The 20,514-nt window shown below is 41.2% G+C and carries 21 protein-coding genes and 1 pseudogene; 15 read left to right on the top strand and 7 right to left on the bottom strand.

The window, feature by feature from the left end; all coding sequences use genetic code 11:
* Positions 1-505: 505 nt before the first annotated feature.
* The 3 genes from XBJ1_RS10850 to pabB form a co-directional block, all read right to left on the bottom strand.
* Complete coding sequence (locus tag XBJ1_RS10850; protein WP_012988990.1) at positions 506-1,870, bottom strand: L-serine ammonia-lyase; 1,365 nt, start codon at positions 1,868-1,870, stop codon at positions 506-508.
* A gap of 170 nt (positions 1,871-2,040) precedes the next feature.
* Positions 2,041-2,610: a CoA pyrophosphatase gene (locus XBJ1_RS10845; protein ID WP_038198910.1), complete on the bottom strand. Its 570-nt coding sequence runs from the start codon at positions 2,608-2,610 to the stop codon at positions 2,041-2,043.
* The gene (pabB, locus tag XBJ1_RS10840) at positions 2,607-3,977 is read right to left on the bottom strand and encodes an aminodeoxychorismate synthase component 1 (protein WP_012988988.1); all 1,371 of its coding nucleotides are present in this window, start codon (positions 3,975-3,977) and stop codon (positions 2,607-2,609) included. The genes XBJ1_RS10845 and pabB overlap by 4 nt, the downstream gene beginning before the upstream one ends.
* Before the next feature lie 166 nt (positions 3,978-4,143).
* Here pabB and XBJ1_RS10835 point away from each other — a divergent pair, with 166 nt between their 5' ends.
* The 3 genes from XBJ1_RS10835 to pip all read left to right on the top strand — a co-directional run bounded on the left by XBJ1_RS10835 (position 4,144) and on the right by pip (position 5,835).
* Entirely contained in the window at positions 4,144-4,326 is a 183-nt protein-coding gene (locus tag XBJ1_RS10835) for a YoaH family protein (RefSeq protein WP_012988987.1), read from the top strand.
* Positions 4,327-4,427: 101 nt separating this feature from the next.
* Positions 4,428-4,802, top strand: a complete 375-nt coding sequence (yebF, locus tag XBJ1_RS10830; protein ID WP_012988986.1) for a protein YebF — start codon at positions 4,428-4,430, stop codon at positions 4,800-4,802.
* Between the two features lie 79 nt (positions 4,803-4,881).
* On the top strand, positions 4,882-5,835 hold the full coding sequence (pip, locus tag XBJ1_RS10825) for a prolyl aminopeptidase (protein ID WP_012988985.1): 954 nt from the start codon (positions 4,882-4,884) through the stop codon (positions 5,833-5,835).
* Positions 5,836-5,883: 48 nt separating this feature from the next.
* On the opposite strand, the gene XBJ1_RS19910 is transcribed toward pip, so the two are convergent.
* Positions 5,884-6,114, bottom strand: a complete 231-nt coding sequence (locus tag XBJ1_RS19910) for a DNA polymerase III subunit theta (protein ID WP_012988984.1) — start codon at positions 6,112-6,114, stop codon at positions 5,884-5,886.
* 333 nt (positions 6,115-6,447) lie between these two features.
* On the opposite strand from XBJ1_RS19910, the gene ftnA reads away from it, so the two are divergent.
* The 8 genes from ftnA to htpX all read left to right on the top strand — a co-directional run bounded on the left by ftnA (position 6,448) and on the right by htpX (position 13,984).
* Complete coding sequence (gene ftnA / locus XBJ1_RS10820; protein WP_012988983.1) at positions 6,448-6,951, top strand: non-heme ferritin; 504 nt, start codon at positions 6,448-6,450, stop codon at positions 6,949-6,951.
* Between the two features lie 224 nt (positions 6,952-7,175).
* On the top strand, positions 7,176-7,562 hold the full coding sequence (gene copC, locus XBJ1_RS10815) for a copper homeostasis periplasmic binding protein CopC (RefSeq protein ID WP_012988982.1): 387 nt from the start codon (positions 7,176-7,178) through the stop codon (positions 7,560-7,562).
* The gene (gene copD / locus XBJ1_RS10810) at positions 7,562-8,506 is read left to right on the top strand and encodes a copper homeostasis membrane protein CopD (protein WP_012988981.1); all 945 of its coding nucleotides are present in this window, start codon (positions 7,562-7,564) and stop codon (positions 8,504-8,506) included. Before copC ends, copD begins: the two co-directional genes overlap by 1 nt.
* Positions 8,507-8,580: 74 nt before the next feature.
* Positions 8,581-8,934: a YebY family protein gene (locus tag XBJ1_RS10805; RefSeq protein WP_012988980.1), complete on the top strand. Its 354-nt coding sequence runs from the start codon at positions 8,581-8,583 to the stop codon at positions 8,932-8,934.
* Positions 8,935-9,511: 577 nt separating this feature from the next.
* The gene (locus XBJ1_RS10800; RefSeq protein ID WP_038198908.1) at positions 9,512-10,009 is read left to right on the top strand and encodes a GAF domain-containing protein; all 498 of its coding nucleotides are present in this window, start codon (positions 9,512-9,514) and stop codon (positions 10,007-10,009) included.
* 95 nt (positions 10,010-10,104) lie between these two features.
* Positions 10,105-10,827 carry an RNA chaperone ProQ gene (gene proQ, locus XBJ1_RS10795; RefSeq protein ID WP_012988978.1) on the top strand — a complete coding sequence of 241 codons (723 nt, stop codon included), beginning with the start codon at positions 10,105-10,107 and terminating at the stop codon, positions 10,825-10,827.
* 19 nt (positions 10,828-10,846) lie between these two features.
* Positions 10,847-12,919: a carboxy terminal-processing peptidase gene (prc, locus tag XBJ1_RS10790; RefSeq protein WP_012988977.1), complete on the top strand. Its 2,073-nt coding sequence runs from the start codon at positions 10,847-10,849 to the stop codon at positions 12,917-12,919.
* 180 nt (positions 12,920-13,099) lie between these two features.
* Positions 13,100-13,984 carry a protease HtpX gene (gene htpX / locus XBJ1_RS10785; protein WP_012988976.1) on the top strand — a complete coding sequence of 295 codons (885 nt, stop codon included), beginning with the start codon at positions 13,100-13,102 and terminating at the stop codon, positions 13,982-13,984.
* Positions 13,985-14,205: 221 nt separating this feature from the next.
* Here the strand turns inward: htpX and XBJ1_RS10780 are convergent, their stop codons facing one another.
* The 3 genes and pseudogenes from XBJ1_RS10780 to XBJ1_RS10770 form a co-directional block, all read right to left on the bottom strand.
* On the bottom strand, positions 14,206-15,597 hold the full coding sequence (locus XBJ1_RS10780; RefSeq protein WP_012988975.1) for an L-cystine transporter: 1,392 nt from the start codon (positions 15,595-15,597) through the stop codon (positions 14,206-14,208).
* A gap of 354 nt (positions 15,598-15,951) precedes the next feature.
* Positions 15,952-16,533 carry a metal-dependent hydrolase gene (locus XBJ1_RS10775; protein ID WP_012988974.1) on the bottom strand — a complete coding sequence of 194 codons (582 nt, stop codon included), beginning with the start codon at positions 16,531-16,533 and terminating at the stop codon, positions 15,952-15,954.
* 238 nt (positions 16,534-16,771) lie between these two features.
* Positions 16,772-16,960 (bottom strand): annotated as a pseudogene (locus XBJ1_RS10770) (hexitol phosphatase HxpB); the annotation flags it as partial.
* A gap of 331 nt (positions 16,961-17,291) precedes the next feature.
* Here XBJ1_RS10770 and thrS point away from each other — a divergent pair.
* The 4 genes from thrS (at position 17,292) to rplT (ending at position 20,455) form a co-directional block, all read left to right on the top strand.
* Positions 17,292-19,220 (top strand): threonine--tRNA ligase, encoded by a 1,929-nt coding sequence (gene thrS, locus XBJ1_RS10765; RefSeq protein WP_012988971.1) that lies wholly within the window; start codon positions 17,292-17,294, stop codon positions 19,218-19,220.
* A 3-nt stretch (positions 19,221-19,223) separates the two neighbouring features.
* Positions 19,224-19,763, top strand: a complete 540-nt coding sequence (infC, locus tag XBJ1_RS19905; protein ID WP_071822481.1) for a translation initiation factor IF-3 — start codon at positions 19,224-19,226, stop codon at positions 19,761-19,763.
* A gap of 95 nt (positions 19,764-19,858) precedes the next feature.
* On the top strand, positions 19,859-20,056 hold the full coding sequence (gene rpmI / locus XBJ1_RS10755) for a 50S ribosomal protein L35 (protein ID WP_006118955.1): 198 nt from the start codon (positions 19,859-19,861) through the stop codon (positions 20,054-20,056).
* A 42-nt stretch (positions 20,057-20,098) separates the two neighbouring features.
* Positions 20,099-20,455 (top strand): 50S ribosomal protein L20, encoded by a 357-nt coding sequence (rplT, locus tag XBJ1_RS10750; RefSeq protein WP_010847342.1) that lies wholly within the window; start codon positions 20,099-20,101, stop codon positions 20,453-20,455.
* Positions 20,456-20,514: the final 59 nt, after the last annotated feature.

Genomic DNA, 20,514 nt, shown 5'->3' with positions numbered 1-20,514 from the left:
CTACTGCAAGCTTACTCTCAATATTTCTAATGTATTGCGCCTCCTATTAATCAATATGATAGTTGCAAACATCATGTCCTATCGAAAATCTATCTCAACTATTTCATTTCTCATGGCTTTATATTTTGTTACATAAGAAAATATATCGTTAGATTATCATTTGAAGCATTTAAGAAAATTGCTATCAGTCAGAAAAATTAAGATGGGCTGTTTTGATAGATGAAAACAAGATTTTCATTTTATTTTTTATTAAATAATGAATTTTAGTTCTTTTTATTTTTGTTTGAATGGTTCATTGAACTGTTTTCGGTAACATTTCATTAATGTTTGTATAAAAAAAATGTGATGTTTAGTGGAGAATAGAGAAAATAATGTACTTAAGTGATCCGTTTCAGCCAAAAAAATATCCCTGCTATGCAGCAGGGATATTTTTCTAGGTAAGGTGTGTGCGCTAATAATGGATAGGAAGACCACTCATCATGGTGTTGATGAACGGCATCTGTGATTAATCACACTGAACTTTAATCGCCAAACCACCGCGTGATGTTTCACGGTATTTCGCATTCATGTCTTTACCTGTTTCGTACATAGTTTCAATGACTTTATCTAGCGAAACGCGTGGTTCGCTGGTACGGCGAAGTGCCATGCGAGACGCATTGATGGCTTTAACTGAAGCAATCGCATTACGCTCGATACATGGAACCTGCACCTGACCCGCAACTGGGTCACAAGTCAGACCGAGGTTATGCTCCATACCAATTTCTGCCGCAATGCAAACTTGCTCAGGGCTCGCACCCAACAATTCAGCAAGACCTGCCGCTGCCATTGAGCAGGCAACCCCAACTTCGCCCTGACAGCCTACTTCTGCACCAGAAATAGACGCGTTCATCTTATACAGGATGCCGATTGCACCAGAGGCAAGGAAATAGCGGATATAAAGATCTGGTGTAACTGGCTCGATGCAGTGGTTGTAATAAGCCAGTACCGCTGGCACGATCCCACATGCACCATTGGTTGGCGCTGTTACAACTCGGCCACCCGCCGCATTTTCTTCATTGACCGCCAATGCAAACATATTGATCAAATCAACCACGTTCATTGGGTCATTGGAAAAATTATTTGATGATGTCAGCATACGGTGCAGAGCTGCGGCACGGCGAGGCACACGCAGTGGGCCTGGCAATAGGCCTTCCGTGTTCAGACCTCGGTCAATACAGGCTTGCATGGTATTCCATACATCGGCAAAGTATTCGCCGATTTCTTCTTTACTATGCAAATCCAGCTCGTTTTTCATCATCAAGCCAGAAACAGACAGACCTGTTTTGCTGCAATTCATCAGCAGGTCAGCAGCAGAGCTGAATGGATAAGAAACTGGTTTGGTATCTTGAGAGGGTTTGCCGAAATGTTCTTCATCAACAATAAACCCACCACCGATGGAGTAGTAAGTTTTGCTGTAAATTTTTTCGTCACCTGCGAATGCATGAACCTGCATACCGTTTTCATGTAGTGACAGATTATCGCTGCGGAAGTTCATACCTCCGTCACGAGGAAAATCGACTTCATGTAAACCATTTGCCAGCGGCAAACGTTGAGTTTGCTCAACATCACGAATAAAACCAGGAATTGAATCAATATCAACAGTCGCGGGCATGTTACCTGCCAGCCCCATGATGATGGCGATATCCGTATGGTGACCTTTCCCAGTTAATGAAAGTGAGCCGTAAACATCAACAGCTACACGCGTGATAGAGGACATTACTCCTTGGTTTACAAGATCATCGACAAATTGTTTTCCTGCTTTCATAGGACCAACAGTATGAGAGCTGGATGGGCCAATACCCACCTTAAACATGTCGAAAACGCTAATCACGCCAGACTCCTTTAAGAAGAAAGAGATATAGTTATTTATATTAAAGCGCGCTACTTTACTGTTATTTAGTAGCGTTGATAAAGGAGTTTACAGTTTTTTTTTAATTATAATAGCAATTGATATGAATGTGGCTAAAAAACGCACATTTTGGTGATGCTTTGCGATTATTGTTAGACCGATCTTTGAACTTGTTGTGCCAGCCGATAAATAATAGCCGCAGTTAATCCCCAAATCATTTGTTCACGATACCAATAAAAATAGACCCGGTGCTGTCGATTGCGGATTTTTATATCTAAATGTTGGTAGTGGGGAAGAGTGAGGGCATCAAAAAGTGGAATTTCAAAAATTCTTGCCACTTCTGTTGGATTTGTCCGAAAAGAAAGAGAGGGAGAGACTAACCCGACAACGGGAGTAACACGATAGCCTCCACTGCTGTCTAAGGGGGCTAGCTGCCCCAATACTTGTACTTTGTGATGTGGAATGCTGACTTCTTCTTCTGCTTCACGCAAAGCGGTGGCAATCAGAGAATGATCTTCGGGATCGGTGGCTCCACCAGGGAAAGCGATCTGGCCGGCATGTGAACGCAGGTTTTTAGCGCGCTGGGTTAACAAAAGTGTTGGCTCTGGCTTACAGATGATCGGTAGCAATACAGCAGCATTTCGCTGGTTGCTCGCCAAATTTGCTGGCTGCGCAGGAAGTTGCAATTGAAACCGATGAATGAAGTCAGAAAGCGATGTCATGGTATATGGAGTTCTCCTAATTGAGGTAAAATGCGCCCCAGTTTATCAAATGTTTCCTGATATTCTTTTTCAGCAATGCTATCTGCGACGATACCACCTCCAGCCCAACAGTAAATTTTTCCCTTTTCTGTCAGTAAGGTACGTATGGTGATATTGCTGTCCATTGTACCGCAGAAACTAATGTAGCCAATGGCACCGCAATATCCATGCCGACGATGAGGTTCTAATTCTTCAATGATTTCCATAGCACGAATTTTGGGTGCGCCAGTGATTGAACCACCTGGAAAACAGGCTCGGAGTAAATCGGTGGCATGATATTCATCAGGTAATGTCGCTGTAATGGTACTGACCAGATGATGCACAGCGGGAAAGGGTTCAACGACAAACAATTCAGGAACTTTGACTGAGCCTGGCGTTGCAACCCGTCCGATGTCATTTCTCAATAAGTCAACAATCATCAGATTTTCAGCGCGATCTTTACGGGAGTTAGCCAATTTTTTGGCTTGTAAATGATCTTCTTCCGGATCTTGCAATCGTGGTAATGTTCCCTTAATTGGACGCGTCTGGATTTTCTTATCTTCCAGTAATAAAAAACGTTCAGGCGAAACGCTGATAATGCAGTTTTCAGGCAAACGGATAAAAGCAGAAAAGGGAGCGCGGTTACTATCATTGAGTTGGGTGAAGGCCTGCCATTCATCACCCTGATAGCTGGCATGAAAGCGCTGCGACAGATTGACTTGATAGCAGTCTCCATCACGCAGATAGCGATGAATCTGGGCGATTTTTTCGTGGTATTGCTGAGCAGTCATATTAGATTGCCATTGACTGCTCAGGGAGAAATTTGTTTCCCGGTTTTTTTTCTGCGATTCTAGCCATGCCAGACGATTATCGAGATTGTGATAACCCAGTAATGTTGCTTTCTGTTGGTGATGATCGATGATCAGAGCCCAGTCGTAAATCCCAACGGCCATATCCGGAAAATCCAGTTCATTGGCAGCAATGGCAGGTAATTTTTCAATCTTGCGGCCAAGATCGTATCCCCATAGACCTAATGCACCCCCCTGAAAAGGGTAATCAGGATCGAATTGCGGAGCAATATTGCGAATATGCAGATGCTTTTTCAACAACAAGAATGGATCTTCCTGAGAGAGCGAAACGTCACCATTACAGTTTATTTCTGTTGATTCGTCCCGTGTGATAAGCGTTGTTACTGGTTCGGCAACTAAAATATCAAATCGGTTATGGGGATGTTCAGCCGTTCCAGAATGTAACAACATTGCCCAAGGTGATACTGAGAGAGGAGCAAAATATCGGGTGGCAAGATCAGGAGAATAAGGTAAAAGTCGTTTTTGTAATGCAATCTTCATGATGTAACCAGTGTTGGCGTTGGGTAATTCGAATAAATAACTTATTAACTGGTGGAGATTATCACAGAATCTCACTCCTGACTTGAGATAAAAGCGTCTATTAAAACCTATTGGGTATATAATCCCGCTTGTCGTTAATTGTGAACGTATATTTGAGGTTATGGTCATGTTTTCAGGTATGCCGGCATTATCCCATGAAGAACAGCAAGTTGCAGTAGAAAGGATCCATCAGCTAATTTCAGAAGGTATGAGCAGTGGAGAAGCTATTGCTATTGTTGCTCAAGAGCTGAGGGAGAAACATCAGGGCAAGGAGCAGATTCATATTTTATTTGAGGATGACGAGAAATAACCGCAACGCATTTTTAACAAAACTCACATAATTACTTTCTATTACATGTTAGTTTACCCCAACATTTAATCCATATTCTTTGGGTGGTAATAGGAGGTAATATGAAGTCAAACCAATTTATTCATCGTATTGGTTTATTGGGAACAGGCATTCTGCTTTCCGTTTCATTGACTATTGCGTCAGCCGCTGAAAATGATCACATGGCGAAGTTTGTTTCTTGCAAAAACTTAACCAAAGACCAAATAGCAGCACAGGTCAAACAAGATTTCTTACAAAATCGTATTCATCACTGGGATAAGGACAGGAAACAATTAGGAACGTCAAAGCCCATTGCATGGGTAAATGTCAATGATATGACTGGCGATAGAAATGCGTTACAGGTTCCGCTTATTGTTCGTGGCTCCCAAAGAGACAAAAGTTACAATGTCACAATTGATTGTCAAAAAGATACAATCAATTATAGTGAGGTAAAGTAAATAGTTTGTCATGATATTTTTAAATGTATTCGGGATACTGGGAGTGTATCCCGTTTTATTTAACCAGTGAGAGGTCTTTATGGCGGAACTACGAAAACTCTATCCGGCTTATGACGCGTACCAAACGGGATATCTGGATACTGGAGATGGACATCAGGTTTACTGGGAACTGTGCGGCAATCCAAAAGGTAAACCTGCGGTATTCATTCATGGAGGCCCTGGTGGAGGGAGCGCAAATTATCATCGACAGTTATTTGACCCTGAGTGCTACCATGTCATGTTGTTTGATCAACGTGGTTGTGGGCGCTCCAAACCCCATGCCAGTCTTGAAAACAATACAACATGGCACTTGATTGATGATATTGAGCGCCTGCGTAATTTGATGGGAGTTGATAGCTGGCTGGTTTTTGGCGGTTCATGGGGAACAACTTTGTCTCTGGCTTATGCTCAGAAACATCCGAGTTGTGTATCAGAGCTGGTGTTAAGGGGTATTTTTCTACTTCGTACCCAAGAATTGCATTGGTATTATCAGGACGGTGCTTCCCGTTTTTTCCCAGATAAATGGGAACGCATGATATCTATCCTTTCCGAGGAAGAACGTGAAGATGTAATGGACGCTTACCGTAAACGTCTGATGAGTGATGATCCGGAAGTACAGTTGGAAGCTGCCCGTTTATGGAGCCTTTGGGAAGGTGAGACAGTAACATTATTGCCTTCTGAAAATGTAGATTCATTCTCAGAAGATAAATTTGCTCTGGCATTTGCTCGTATTGAAAATCACTACTTCGTTAATAACGGCTTTATGGATAATACACAGCAGTTATTAGACCATATTGATCTTATCAGGCATGTTCCTGCGGCGATCATTCATGGACGTTATGATATGGTATGTCAGTTACAGAATGCATGGGATCTGGCAAAAGCATGGCCGGAAGCGGAGTTGCATATTGTAGAAGGTGCTGGTCATTCCTTTGACGAAGCAGGTATTTTACACCAATTGATCAAGGCGACTGATAAGTTTGCTGGAAAATAGCAGAGATAACCACCCACTTAAGTGGTGGTTATCTTCTTTGTCCCATCTCTAACGACTTCTGGGTTCATAAGGTAAGCGTGAAAAGTACCTTGATTGCTCGCGGTAATGACTTAATCTCTGCCGGAAATATTCTCTCAAGTGCTGTGGTTGAGATTGTTCAACTGTGTCAGGAATGACAGGCATGTTATAGCGTTCTTTAAATGCAACTCCTGATGCAACTAAATCAACATTGACCTTATCCATTTCATCTTTAGATAACTTGGCTAAGTTATGAACCATCATATCCTCTCTAAAAATTAACACTCATTTTTACGAGATAAAATTAATCGAGACCTCTTTATTTAGCAAGTTGTTTAATTGTGGTAAAAATGACCAACTAAACATTAATAATATTAATTATCATTTCTATTGACTATTTATTTTTTCAATTAGATATTTAATTAAATAAAAGTGATTCTTATTTTCTTATATTTAATGAGATTTATTCTTATTATTTATTTTAAATAAACTCTTAATTATCAATCGATTGAATATTTTTATTTTATTTTTGTTTTATTTATTTTTAATAGGCATAATATGCGGAATTTAATAAGTTACTAGGAGTATGGGTTGATGTTAAAACAAGAAATGGTTAAGAAATTAAATGAGCAATTAAATCTGGAGTTTTATTCTGCCAACCTATATTTGCAAATGAGTGCATGGTGTAGTGACAAAGGATATGAAGGCGCGGCTGCATTTTTGAGAGCCCATTCACAGGAAGAAATGCAGCACATGCAGCGTCTGTTTGATTATTTGGGTGACACGGGAGCAATGCCTGTTCTCGGTGCTATTCAGGCCCCTCCGGTTGAATTTAACTCCATCTCTGATGTATTCAATCAGACCTATAAACATGAAAAATTGATCACAGAAGAGATTAACAAGCTGGCTCATGTAGCGATGATGACACAGGATTACTCTACTTTTAATTTCCTACAGTGGTACGTTGCTGAACAACATGAAGAAGAAAAACTGTTCAAATCCATTCTGGATAAATTGGGTATGGTAGGTGAAAGTGGCAACTCGCTGTTCTTACTGGATAAAGATCTGAAAGGATTGTCTGTACCAGCACATGCCTGATAGATAAGCAAAATAAGTTCATCTGGTTTTTTTACCGTAATTTCCGCTTTTTCGTTTGTTTTTGTGGCAGGAATTACGGTTCTTTTCATTTTTGTCCTCATTTTTGCGTAGTGGTTCACAGGTCATGACTTTGGCCGCAGATTATCGCAGATTAAACCTGTTTTTTGATATAGAATCCCTATTTAGGTATGAAAATTCACCTGTATATTAAAGGGTTATCTATTATGTCCATTCTTAGTCTCCGTTCATTCTGGGCTAAATTATCTGCTCTAGTGGTTCTATTTGTCGGAATGTCTTGTCAACAGGCTTTGGCTCATGCGTATTTGAAAGACCAGACGCCAGCAGAAAACACAACCGTTGAAGCAATTCCACAAGCTATAACTTTGAGCTTTTCAGAGCGTATTGAGCTTGGGTTTAGTAAAGTAAAACTGATTGGCCCAGAAAAGAAAACCGTCAAAACGGGTAAGCTAGAACTTGATCCTGACACTAAGACTAAATTAATTCTGCCAGTTGAAGATAAACTTGTCGCGGGAGAATATAGCGTCGACTGGAGTGTGCTCTCTGTCGATGGACATAAAACAAAAGGCGCTTATAACTTTACTGTAAAATAATGATTTCGCTTGAGGCGTTATACATACTTTGCCGTTTCTTTCATTTTGTGGTAGTCATGCTGATGTTTGGCCTCAGTCTGTTTACTGTCATGCTCGCCTCAGGCCGTTTTTCGGTACTGATGAGAGAACGGTTGAGAGTCGGAGTGTCAATCAGCACTGTGCTGGCCTTAATAACTTCAATAGCCTGGTTTATCATACAGACAGGATTAATGGGAGATGGCTGGCATGATGTTTATCAGTTCGATATTTGGCTAGCCGTGCTGGGAACTGCTTTTGGCAAAGTGTGGAAATGGCAGCTGTTGGTTGCAGCACTTGCTGTTGTGTGCTTGTTCTTTTTTCATACTAAAACTAGAAATTTCTTATTGTTGGCCTGCTCTGTTATTTTGCTGTCAAGCCATGCTTTCATTGGTCATGCTGCAATGCATGAGGGGAATATCGGGTTGTTACTTCAGGCTAACCAGATTGTTCATTTACTGAGTGCTGGTTATTGGTTTGGTGGCCTGTGGCCTTTTTTACTGTGTTTGCAATTCTTGCGGCTGAAGAATACATTGTATTTTAACTTATATCGCGATGGTACATATAGCGGTTATATAGCAGACAAGCTATCTGGTGAAAGCGTAGCTGCAATGCGGAAATTTTCGAATTACGGGCATCTTGCCGTTTTTATGGTGATCACCACGGGTATTGTGAGCAGCATCATTTTAATCCCAGACTGGCCAGTTTTCTGTACCACCATTTCTGAGTATCAATCAATGCTGTGGTTGAAAATTGCCTTGGTTGCTGGCATGGTGCTTCTGGCGCTGATCAATCGTTATATTTTGGTACCCAGGTTAAATCAGAAAAGACGCTATGAATGGTTGACCCTGAATAGCTGGTTGGAGATTATTCTGGGAACATCTGTACTGTTATGCATAGCCATCTTTGCAACGGAACCCCCCGTATGATTCCTGAGTGATGGCTATATAAACACGAAAGTGATCGGTAGAATCAGGCGCATATGTCTATCAGAGGAATGATAATGAAACGAGTATATTGGGTTTTAGCTTTTTTGTTTTTCTCTTTTCAGGGCATTGCCGCATCAATACAAACTGTCAGCAAATTGCAGTTTGGGAAACAATGGGCCTTTAACCGTGAAGAAGTTATGCTTGATTGCCGCTCAGATGGGGCGCTATTTGTGATTAATCCCAGTACATTAATGCAGTACCCGTTGAATGATCGTGCAACACAGCTTATGGTATCCAATAAAGTCATTGCTACATCGTTAAATAAGATCCTTTTAGATGATCCTGAGCATTCCAATCAAAAAATGAGTATTGAGCCATTCCAAAAAGCGGCACTAGCTTTATGTGACAATACACGTGACAAAAAATGACTATAAGTTGATACTGCTAGTGTGAAGCGCGGCTTAGTTACAGTCTGTGAGAGACAAAACTTGGTAAATCATTGCATGTCAACTATGCTTTAAGTGGTAGGTTGTTCTACGTCTCAATGGTAGTTTTTAGCGCAAGGCTTTTTGATAGAGCCATTTTCCATAGGCCGAGTAGAGGAGTATACTCGGCCTTTTTTTATTTTCTTACCATATAGCGCTGGAAATTTTTTCAATAAATTGTTTTTTCTCCTGATATATATTAAGAGAATGGAGATCAAACAACCCTCAGTATATTGATAAGGTGTTTTATCATAATAATATGAACAAGGACACGGATCTGACTGCAAGTCAGGCGAGTTTTTAATATAAATTGTGATATTTACCTGAATTTTATAAGTGAGTACTGGTAAAAATAATTAAAGAAAATTCTAATTCAGGAATACAAACGGTATTCTAGAAGGATGCCTGCCTTGATGATAGGCTATTGTTCAAAGTAGTTTATAGATAGCAGGATGATAACTTTTATGTTAAAATTTTGTACTAATAACGTTAAATAATATGGTCTTTATAATAGGTGCGTATGGATAAGCATAAATTTTATCAGGAGCTATCAGATAGTTTGATGGCTCTATTGTCAGGTGAATATGATTTAATCGCTTCTCTTGCCAATACAAGTGCATTATTAAGTGATTATTTGGATGATGTTAATTGGGTCGGCTTTTATTTGGTGGATGGTAATACTCTAGTTTTAGGACCATTTCAAGGTAAGATCGCTTGTGTCCGTATTCCTATAGGAAAAGGGGTATGTGGAACTGCTGTGGCAAAAAATAGTATTCAGCGCATTTCTGATGTACATGCTTTTCCCGGTCATATAGCTTGTGATACTGCCAGTAACGCTGAAATTGTCCTTCCTTTGGAAATTAATGGGCAAATTATTGGCGTATTGGATATCGACAGCACTGTTTTTGAACGGTTTGATGAAAATGATGAACAGGGCTTGAAAGCGCTTGTTATCAGGCTTTGTAAGCATTTGGGGCAATGCGTTGTGCCAAAATATCTACAACAGAACGTAACTTAACATACGTATAACGTGGCATTTATCAGTAAGGCTATTATAATGTCGCCTGTTCATGCCTGCGCTGGTTGGCAAAACCGTTGTAATCAGGAAATTTCATGGAAACTGAACCTAAGTTGAATAGTAGTAAAGAAGTCATTGCTTTCTTGGCGGAGCGCTTTCCGCTCTGTTTCGCAGCAGAAGGTGAAGCACGTCCTCTAAAGATCGGGATCTTTCAGGATATCGTTGAACGTATTCAGAGTGAAGAATGTTTAAGTAAAACACAACTTCGTTCTGCTTTGCGCTTGTATACATCCAGTTGGCGCTACCTTTATGGTGTTAAAGAAGGTGCCCAGCGTGTTGACCTTGATGGTAATGCGTGTGGTGAGCTGGAAGTGGAGCACATTGAACATGCGCGTCAGCAACTGGCAGAAGCGAAAGCGCGAGTACAGGCTCAACGGGCTGAACAACGTGCCAAGAAACGTGAAACCGAAAACGCATCCGACAAAAAAAGTGAACATCCTGTGAATAAAAAGACGGCACCTCGTCGTCAAGCATCAGGTGATGGTGAAAAACGTTCATCTCGTTCGCAAAATCGTCTGCAACAGTCACGTAAACCAGCAGATAACGTTACAAGAAAAATTGCACAACCAAGAATTTCACAACCTGAGTTAACCTCAGTCACAGACGTATCCTCTTTGAAAGTCGGGCAGACAATCAAAGTAAATGTAGGTAAAAGTTTAATGGATGCTTCTGTACTCGAAATTGCAAAAGATGGTGTAAGAGTGCAATTACCTACTGGTCTGGCAATGATTGTACGCGCAGAACACTTAAAGTTCTGATACGGAGGCCAACTTGGGCATGAACAAACTCATTAATTTGGCTTTCGTTTTAGGTCTATCATTTTCTGGTATAGGGTATGCAAATACTGCTAATGTCATCGGTAGCAGTACCGTTAATGGGAACAATGCGCCTGTTATTGCCCTCAGTCAATTGCCAGATTTAAAACCGGAACAACAACATTCAACCGTGAGTAAGCGGATTGTTTCTCGCTTTCTGCGTTCTCACTACCGCCATTTTTATCTGGATGTTGCTTTTTCAGGGAAAGTCTTTGATCGCTACCTGAACGCATTAGATTATGGCCATAATGTTTTTCTTGCATCAGATATTGCACAGTTTGCTGAACAGAAAGGGCTTTTAGGTAAAGAGCTTGAAAATGGTGATTTAAGGCTGCCTTATGCTCTGTTTAACTTGATGCAGAAGCGCCGTTTCGAACGTTATCAATATGTTCTTTCTCGCTTGGAACAGCCTGTTAATTTAGATGGCAATGATACGTTTGAAACCGAGCGTACTAAGGCTCCGTGGCCGACCAGCGTTGTGGAATTAAATAAACTCTGGGATGCCAAGATTAAATCTGATTGGATAAATCTCAAACTGTCTGGTAAAGATGATAAAGAAATCAAGGAAATACTTACCAAACGTTATCGAACTCATCTAAAACGTCTTAATCAAAGTAAGAGTGAGGACGTTTTTCAAATTATCATGATGGCTTTTGCGCGTGAAATAGATCCTCACACTAGCTATCTTTCACCTAGCAATACAGAACAATTCAATTCAGAAATGAGCCTTTCTCTTGAAGGAATTGGCGCTGTCTTACAATATGATGATGAATATATCGCTATTCGTTCACTGGTTGGGGGAGGCCCCGCAGCGAAAAGCAATTTACTGAAGGATGGGGACAAAATTATTGGGGTCGGGCAAGCCGGGAAGCCAATTGTAGATGTTGTCGGATGGCGTCTGGAAGATGTTGTGACTCTGATAAAAGGACCGAAAGGAAGTAAAGTTCGCCTTGAAATCATACCCAGCACGAAAGGGGCTAAAAATCATATCGTCACGTTAACTCGTGAGAATATTCGCCTTGAAGATAATGCAGTTAAGATGTCAGTAAAAACGGTAGGAAAAGAAAAAATTGGCGTCCTTGATATACCGAGTTTCTATGTTGGCCTGACTAACGATGTGAAAATACAGCTGCAAAAATTGACCAAACAGGGCGTGTCCTCAATTGTAATTGATTTACGGACCAATGGTGGTGGAGCGTTAACTGAAGCTGTATCGCTGTCTGGTTTGTTTATTTCTACTGGTCCGATTGTTCAAATCCGGGATAATACCGGTAGAATAAAACAAGACTCGGATACTGATGAAGCAATATATTATAAAGGCCCTCTAGTCGTTTTAGTGGATGGCAGGAGTGCTTCAGCATCTGAAATTTTCGCTGCTGTTATGCAAGATTACGGCCGGGGCTTAATTGTTGGTGATCCTACTTTTGGTAAAGGCACTGTTCAGAATCATCGTTCTCTAAATCGTATTTATGATCAGATGTTAAAACCTGACTGGCCAGAGATTGGTTCAGTGCAATATACTGTTCAGAAATTTTACCGGGTGAATGGTGGCAGTACTCAGCTTAAAGGTGTAACTCCTGATATCCTTATGCCAACAGCGGAAGAGCCTGCTGATATAGGTGAAAGCCAAGAGGACAATGCGTTACCGTGGGATAGTATTCAGCCGGCATCTTATCCCTTCTCAAAGGTTATTTCAGCGTGGGTGCCGTTACTGACTCAATTGCATAACCAGCGTATTGCCAATGCTCCTGAGTTTAAATATATCAAGCAAGATATTGCTTATTACAAATTAATAAAAGCTCGTAATGGCGTTTATTCTCTGAATTATGCGCAGAGAGAGAAAGAGAATAAGGAGTATGAATCAATCAAGTTGAATCGTATTAATGAGCGATTTAAACGAGAGGATAAAAAACCACTCAAGTCACTTGATGATTTACCGAAAGATTACAAAGGGCCAGATCCCTACTTAGATGAATCGGTACAAATTGCTCTGGATTTGGCACATCAACCAGCCGAAATAACTCTGACGAAGTGATTTTAAAGTTCGTTACAGATAAAAGGCCGACTTGGTAGTCGGCCTTTTTTGTGACACTGTAAAGTTATGTTGATTCTATCGCTTAGCATCTTAAAAAAATTGAATAATATGGAATGAATCTCCATATTTATGGTTTGGCTCTTAGTTGAATTGTTTGATAATTAAAGGAAATAAATTTATATGATGCGAATAGCCTTGTTCCTTCTCACTAACCTCGCGGTCATGGTGGTGTTTGGGATAATACTTTCACTCACAGGAGTTCAGCAAAGTAGTGTAGCTGGTCTCATGATTATGGCTGGTTTGTTTGGTTTTGGTGGCGCGTTCATTTCTCTGTTAATGTCGAAATGGATGGCATTGCGTGCTGTTGGTGGTCAGGTCATTGAAAAACCTTCCAATGAAATGGAATTGTGGTTGATGGAAACTGTTCGCCGTCAGTCAGATCAGGTTAGTATTACCATGCCACAGGTAGCTATTTACAATGCTCCTGATATTAACGCATTTGCGACAGGCGCACGTCGTAACGCTTCGTTAGTTGCTGTCAGTACTGGGTTGCTGAATAACATGAGTCGTGATGAAGCGGAAGCTGTTATTGCTCATGAGATCAGCCATATCGCTAATGGTGACATGGTAACGATGACGCTGTTGCAAGGAATTGTGAACACATTCGTTATTTTTATCTCGCGTATCATCGCACAGGCGGCTTCAAGTTTCCTGTCCAGCAATGATAATGAGAATGAAAGTAGCAGCAACGGTAATCCAATTGTTTATATGGTGCTTTCGATGGTACTGGAGATTGTATTCGGTATTCTGGCAAGCATTATTACCATGTGGTTCTCCCGTTACCGTGAATTTCACGCCGATGCAGGATCAGCGAAACTGGTTGGGCGTGAAAAAATGATTGCTGCGTTGCAACGTCTTAAAACCAGCTATGAGCCTCAAGAAGAGGGTCGTATGATGGCATTCTGTATTAATGGTAAGTCTAAGAGCTTCAGTGAATTATTCTTATCTCATCCTCCATTAGATAAGCGTATTGAAGCCCTTCGTAGTGGTGAATATATAAAGTAATACCATAGTGACCTGCTCTATTATGGTCTGAAGTAAATATTCAGTGAAAAAAGCCGGTATTCATCATGAATGCCGGCTTTTTTATTGCTCTTGTGAGCGAAATTTAGTTTTTTGAGGATATTATGCAACTAATATATAGGTAGTATGAGGGGAGATACAGATAAAAAATGCTCCCTTTGATCATTGATATACACAGGGAGCGGAATTTTATCTGATACAGATTAGGACTGACTTAATCCTACCGTTTCATCTTGCTCTAATATTTCTTTGTTAGTTGTACCCATCAATTGACTAGTGATTGTACCAGCTGTCATTGCACCATTGACGTTTAATGCTGTGCGGCCCATATCGATAATAGGTTCAACAGAAATCAGTAGTGCGACTAAAGTCACAGGTAGCCCCATAGCAGGTAAAACAATCAGTGCTGCGAATGTTGCACCTCCACCAACACCAGCGACACCTGCAGAGCTGATCGTCACAATACCGACGAGAGTCGCAATCCACAGGGGATCGAAAGGGTCAATACCGACGGTTGGGGCAATCATTACCGCTAACATAGCTGGATAAATACCGGCACAGCCATTTTGACCGATAGTCGCACCAAAAGAAGCAGAAAAACTGGCAATGGATTCTGGTATACCAAGGCGACGTGTTTGTGTTTCAACATTCAACGGAATACTGGCAGCACTTGAACGGCTGGTAAATGCAAACGTCAGAGCAGGGCCGGCTTTCTTGAAGAATTTGATCGGGTTGATGCCAGTAAGTGCCAAAAGTCCTCCATGTACGACAAACATCAACCCAAGGGCAATATAGGAAGCAACGACAAAATTGCCCAATTGTGCAATATCGTGAATGTTGGAGCTGGCAACGACTTTAGTCATCAGAGCCATAACGCCGTATGGTGTTAGGCGCATAACCAGCCTGACGAGTTTCATTGCCCATGCTTGCAGGGTATCAATGGCAATAAGAGCTCGCTCACCACGTTCATGGTCATCTTTAAGCATTTGTAATGCAGCGATACCTAGAAACACGGCAAAAATTACAACACCGATAATTGAAGTAGGGCTTGCTCCAGTAAGGTCAGCAAATGGATTTTTAGGAATAAAAGAGAGGATAAGCTGTGGTACACCCAGATCTGAAACTTTGCCGATATAACTTGTTTCAATAGCAGACAGGCGCGCCGTTTCTTGTGTGCCTTGAATTAATCCTGCAGCAGTCAGACCAAACACATTGGCGATAATGATGCCGATTAAAGCCGAAATAGCAGTGGTGAACAACAAGGTTCCAATTGTCAGGAAACTAATTTTTCCTAAAGCGGACGCTTTATGTAAACGTGCGACTGCACTCAGAATAGAAGCGAAAACTAATGGCATAATGACCATTTGCAGTAACTGCACGTAGCCATTGCCGACGATATTGAACCATTTAATTGATTCTTTCACAATGATATTGTGTGCACCATAAATGACGTTCAATGCCAGCCCAAAAACAACACCCATGATTAGGGCAACAACAACTTTTTTGGACAGGCTCCACTTATTTGAGCTCGCTTTTGCTAATACTATAAGTAGTGCTACAAAAACCAGCACATTAATGACGAGTGGTAAATTCATCCCTAGACTCCAAAATTTCTAACTATATGATTTTTTGTATGGTATTTAATCGTACTAGGTTATAACGGAACGTTATACCATTTAATAGAATAAGAAAACATGTTATCAGCATAAGAAAAGCCTTACTTATAATTAAATGGAATTAAATATAATGATTTCTTACTACCTAGTAAAATTGATTATAAATACTTATATTATTATATTTGATTTTCGTCTGATATTTGCTGATTATTGATATAATTTGTGGATTTACACATAGTGATAAAAGTGAAAAAAATAAACATTGTTTATGTTTTTGAGGGTGACCCCATTGAGGAAATGGGGTCATGAACTAATAAGACTATATTTAATCCGCTACTTATATAGACTCTGTAACTTGTCAATTTGCAACTTATCGATTTGTAATTTATCAAAATAGTGGTGGATAAACGAAAAATCAATTTGATGTGGAAGGAGAATGGCAATGACGAGCACCAGCACAGCAATAAATCGCTCCGCTTTTTTGCGTTCCTTTCCTCTAAGAATAGGGATACAGAAACGTATCCTCAGTGGCCATAAGAGTGGGATGCCTGCGGGTGTAAGCATATCAGCAATCAGATGGCTGATATAACCCACAATCATTGCATGAAAAAAGTCAGTTGGAATGGGCCACCCAGACGGTATTTCAGCCTGGAAGAGAATAATTCCTACTCCCAGGGCTAGTAAGCTGTGAGTAAATCCACGATGCCCACATAGTCGGGCAATAGGAATTGATATAAAACGAAATAATCTACCTAACGTTGAACTGGGATGATCAATATCAGGTAACAATGAGGCCAGAAGCACTCCGGGAAGCATATGAAGCCAGTCTCCCTGTGCTATTTCTGGTGTAATTTCTAGCTGGTGAGCCAATATGAGGCTGGCAACTGAAAAAAGGAGATGCCCTTCTGCTGTCATAACGATTTATATTGATTATTTATGCTGATTGCTGTTTATACATACAGTGAGGCAGTATAGAGGGTTTTTCACAAGTATGATAGGGGGTAAATAAGATAAATCTGTTATTTATTAATATAGAACACTAAGATTTAATTGATTTTTACCTAGAGCAGCTAGGATAAAGTACATTATGATGAATATTTGCGCTGCCCTGTAGGGAAAATACAAATCAAAAAATGGCAGCACAGAGCAACTATCAAGTAATGTTTTCTATGGTTAACTCTTCCAGTGAATTTAACTTAATATCAGCCAGTGACCAGCGGGGGTCATCAAAATGGTGGAAGGCCGGAATCACAATAGAGCGCATTCTTGCTGCTTTGGTTGCTACCATACCGTTGAAAAAATCTTCCAGTATAAGGCAATTAATAGGGTTAACCTCAAGTTGGATAGTGATAGTAGCTTCCTTTCCCACTGTTCCACAATCTCCCACTTTTCTTTCAGGTAGTCGCGAAGGGGGTTGATATCTCATCAATGTAGTCGGCAAACGGATGGGTGGGGTGGAGAGATGATTGATAATTTATCAACATAGTCAGATAGTAACTCTGTGTGTTAATATGGATTTTGAGTTTTAGCAATGTACATAGGTAGTTTGATGAATTGTGTACATAACTTACAGAGTGAAGTAAGAGATTGCTAATAACGAATTGAAAATAAACAAATTTTATTTCATGCAAGTGATCTTTCGTGTGGGTCACCACTGTAGATAAGGATTTTAAATGCCTGTAATTACTCTTCCTGACGGTAGTCAACGTCAATTCGAGCATGCTGTTTCTGTAATGGATGTGGCTCGCGATATCGGTGTGGGCTTGGCAAAAGCGTGTATTGCTGGCCGTGTTAATGGCGAATTGGTGGATGCATGTGAATTAATTGAAACCGATGCTAACCTTGCAATTATTACCAGCAAGGATGAAAACGGTCTGGAAATTATTCGCCACTCATGTGCACATTTATTAGGTCATGCAGTTAAGCAGCTATGGCCTGATACGAAAATGGCAATCGGTCCTGTGATTGACAATGGTTTCTATTACGATGTTGATTTGGATCGTTCTTTGACGCAGGAAGATATCGAGTTGCTTGAGAAACGCATGCTGGAGCTTGCCAAGACAGATTATGACGTCATCAAGAAAAAAGTCAGTTGGCAGGAAGCGCGTGAAGCATTCGCAGCTCGTGGCGAAGAATACAAGATCCAGATTCTGGATGAGAATATCAGCCGTGATGATTATCCGGGTCTGTATCACCATGAAGAATATATGGATATGTGCCGTGGGCCACACGTCCCTAATATGCGTTTCTGCCATCACTTCAAATTGCAGAAAATAGCGGGCGCATACTGGCGTGGCAATAGCGACAACAAAATGTTGCAGCGTATTTACGGTACTGCATGGGCAGACAAAAAACAACTCAATGCCTATTTGCAACGCTTAGAAGAAGCTTCAAAACGCGATCACCGTAAAATCGGCAAACAGCTTGATCTGTACCACATGCAGGAAGAAGCGCCGGGCATGGCATTCTGGCATAATGATGGCTGGACAATTTTCCGTGAGCTGGAAACATTTGCCCGAGTTAAGCTGAAAGAGTACCATTATCAGGAAGTGAAAGGCCCATTCATGATGGATCGTATCCTGTGGGAAAAAACAGGTCACTGGGAAAACTACAAAGAACATATGTTCACCACATCATCGGAAAACCGTGAATACTGCGTGAAGCCGATGAACTGCCCAGGACATGTCCAGATTTTTAATCAGGGTCTGAAATCTTATCGTGACCTGCCGTTGCGTATGGCTGAATTTGGTAGCTGTCATCGTAATGAACCGTCAGGGGCATTGCATGGATTGATGCGTGTACGCGGCTTTACTCAGGATGATGCACACATCTTCTGTACTGAAGACCAAATTCATCAAGAAGTTAGCAATTGCATCAAAATGATTTATGACGTGTATAATACATTTGGTTTCGAGAAGGTTGTTGTCAAATTATCGACTCGTCCAGAAAAACGTATTGGCACTGAAAAACAGTGGGATGAAGCAGAAGCTGATCTTGCTGAAGCACTGAAACAAAGCGGTATTGAATTTGAATATCAGCCGGGTGAAGGTGCTTTTTATGGCCCTAAGATCGAATTTACTCTATATGATTGTTTGGATCGTGCGTGGCAATGTGGTACTGTGCAGCTCGATTTTTCATTGCCAGCGCGTTTGAATGCGTCATATGTCGGTGAAAATAACGAACGTAAGGTTCCTGTAATGATCCACCGTGCTGTTCTAGGCTCTCTGGAACGGTTCATTGGTATCCTGACTGAAGAATATGCTGGGTTCTTCCCAACATGGTTGGCACCTCAACAGGTTGTCGTCATGAATATTACTGACGGTCAGGCAGGTTATGTACAGGAATTGGTTAAAAAACTTCAAGATGCTGGCATTCGTGCAAAAGCAGACTTGAGAAATGAGAAGATTGGTTTTAAAATTCGCGAACACACTCTGCGTCGAGTGCCTTACATGCTTGTTTGCGGCGATAAAGAGGTCGAATCAGGAAAAACTTCTGTTCGTACCCGCCGTGGCAAGGATTTAGGTAGCATTAATGTCAGTGAGTTTATAGAAAAATTACTGACAGAAATACGCAGTCGCAATCTTCATCAATTGGAGGAATAAGGTATTAAAGGCGGAAAAAGAATTCAACCGGCGCGCCCAAATCGCATTAATGAAGAGATTCGCGCCTCTGAAGTTCGTTTAACAGGATTAGATGGCGAACAGATTGGTATTGTCAGTCTGAGAGAAGCTCTTGAGAAAGCTGAGGAAGCTGGTGTTGATTTAGTTGAAATCAGCCCAAATGCCGAACCGCCGGTTTGTCGTATCATGGACTACGGCAAGTTCCTCTATGAGAAGAGTAAATCAGTCAAAGAACAGAAAAAGAAACAAAAGGTTATTCAGGTTAAGGAAATCAAATTCCGTCCTGGTACAGATGAAGGCGACTATCAGGTCAAACTACGCAACCTGATTCGTTTTCTGGAAGATGGCGATAAAGCTAAAATCACCCTGCGTTTCCGTGGACGTGAAATGGCGCATCAGCAGATTGGTATCGAAATGCTTAACCGCATTCGTGAAGATCTGAGTGAACTGGCTGTGGTCGAATCTTTCCCATCGAGGATCGAAGGCCGCCAGATGATCATGGTGCTCGCTCCTAAGAAGAAATAGTCAGGCAGTCAAGTAATGGGCTCCAGTCAGTTTTTGGTTGGAGTCTATTCGCCTTACTAATTCGTTGTAATCAACAATGCGAAGTGGAAATTAAAATGCCAAAGATTAAAACAGTACGCGGCGCGGCTAAACGCTTCAAGAAAACTGCCAGTGGTGGTTTCAAGCGTAAGCACGCTAACCTTCGTCACATTCTGACTAAAAAATCAACTAAACGTAAGCGTCATTTACGTCCAAAAGGCATGGTCTCCAAAGGAGATTTGGGCCTGGTTGTTGCTTGTCTGCCATACGCATAAGCAAATTTTTAGATTAGAATTCAGAGACGATAGGAGAAGTATATGGCTCGCGTAAAACGTGGTGTTATTGCCCGTGCACGTCACAAGAAAATTTTAAAACAAGCGAAAGGTTACTACGGTGCCCGTTCGCGCGTTTACCGTGTTGCTTTCCAGGCAGTTATCAAAGCTGGTCAGTACGCTTACCGTGACCGCCGTCAGCGTAAACGTCAATTCCGCCAATTGTGGATTGCACGTATCAACGCTGCTGCACGTCAGAACGGCATGTCTTACAGCCGTTTCATCAATGGCCTGAAAAAGGCTTCGATTGAAATCGACCGTAAGATTCTGGCTGACATCGCTGTATTCGACAAAGTAGCATTTGCTGCTTTGGTTGAAAAAGCGAAGGGCGCTCTGGCATAAGTCAGGTTAGAAGAGGGAGCAAGCTCCCTCTTTTACTTTCCCCCAAAATATGGCTTACT

It is taken from the genome of Xenorhabdus bovienii SS-2004 (assembly GCF_000027225.1).
GTDB lineage: Bacteria > Pseudomonadota > Gammaproteobacteria > Enterobacterales > Enterobacteriaceae > Xenorhabdus > Xenorhabdus bovienii_C.
Note: the sequence above shows the minus strand (reverse complement) of the source record. Positions and strands in the feature narration are given on the sequence as shown.

Excerpts from the sequence above, each read along its gene's own strand:
- ftnA (WP_012988983.1), top strand. The coding sequence starts at position 6,448 with ATGTTAAAACAAGAAATGGTTAAGAAATTAAATGAGCAATTAAATCTG.
- rpmI (WP_006118955.1), top strand. The coding sequence starts at position 19,859 with ATGCCAAAGATTAAAACAGTACGCGGCGCGGCTAAACGCTTCAAGAAA.
- yebF (WP_012988986.1), top strand. The coding sequence starts at position 4,428 with ATGAAGTCAAACCAATTTATTCATCGTATTGGTTTATTGGGAACAGGC.
- XBJ1_RS10800 (WP_038198908.1), top strand. The coding sequence starts at position 9,512 with ATGGATAAGCATAAATTTTATCAGGAGCTATCAGATAGTTTGATGGCT.
- thrS (WP_012988971.1), top strand. The coding sequence starts at position 17,292 with ATGCCTGTAATTACTCTTCCTGACGGTAGTCAACGTCAATTCGAGCAT.
- pabB (WP_012988988.1), bottom strand. The coding sequence starts at position 3,977 with ATGAAGATTGCATTACAAAAACGACTTTTACCTTATTCTCCTGATCTT.
- copC (WP_012988982.1), top strand. The coding sequence starts at position 7,176 with ATGTCCATTCTTAGTCTCCGTTCATTCTGGGCTAAATTATCTGCTCTA.
- XBJ1_RS10780 (WP_012988975.1), bottom strand. The coding sequence starts at position 15,597 with ATGAATTTACCACTCGTCATTAATGTGCTGGTTTTTGTAGCACTACTT.
- XBJ1_RS19910 (WP_012988984.1), bottom strand. The coding sequence starts at position 6,114 with ATGGTTCATAACTTAGCCAAGTTATCTAAAGATGAAATGGATAAGGTC.
- XBJ1_RS10835 (WP_012988987.1), top strand. The coding sequence starts at position 4,144 with ATGTTTTCAGGTATGCCGGCATTATCCCATGAAGAACAGCAAGTTGCA.
- prc (WP_012988977.1), top strand. The coding sequence starts at position 10,847 with ATGAACAAACTCATTAATTTGGCTTTCGTTTTAGGTCTATCATTTTCT.
- htpX (WP_012988976.1), top strand. The coding sequence starts at position 13,100 with ATGATGCGAATAGCCTTGTTCCTTCTCACTAACCTCGCGGTCATGGTG.
- pip (WP_012988985.1), top strand. The coding sequence starts at position 4,882 with ATGGCGGAACTACGAAAACTCTATCCGGCTTATGACGCGTACCAAACG.
- XBJ1_RS10805 (WP_012988980.1), top strand. The coding sequence starts at position 8,581 with ATGAAACGAGTATATTGGGTTTTAGCTTTTTTGTTTTTCTCTTTTCAG.
- copD (WP_012988981.1), top strand. The coding sequence starts at position 7,562 with ATGATTTCGCTTGAGGCGTTATACATACTTTGCCGTTTCTTTCATTTT.
- XBJ1_RS10775 (WP_012988974.1), bottom strand. The coding sequence starts at position 16,533 with ATGACAGCAGAAGGGCATCTCCTTTTTTCAGTTGCCAGCCTCATATTG.
- XBJ1_RS10845 (WP_038198910.1), bottom strand. The coding sequence starts at position 2,610 with ATGACATCGCTTTCTGACTTCATTCATCGGTTTCAATTGCAACTTCCT.
- proQ (WP_012988978.1), top strand. The coding sequence starts at position 10,105 with ATGGAAACTGAACCTAAGTTGAATAGTAGTAAAGAAGTCATTGCTTTC.
- rplT (WP_010847342.1), top strand. The coding sequence starts at position 20,099 with ATGGCTCGCGTAAAACGTGGTGTTATTGCCCGTGCACGTCACAAGAAA.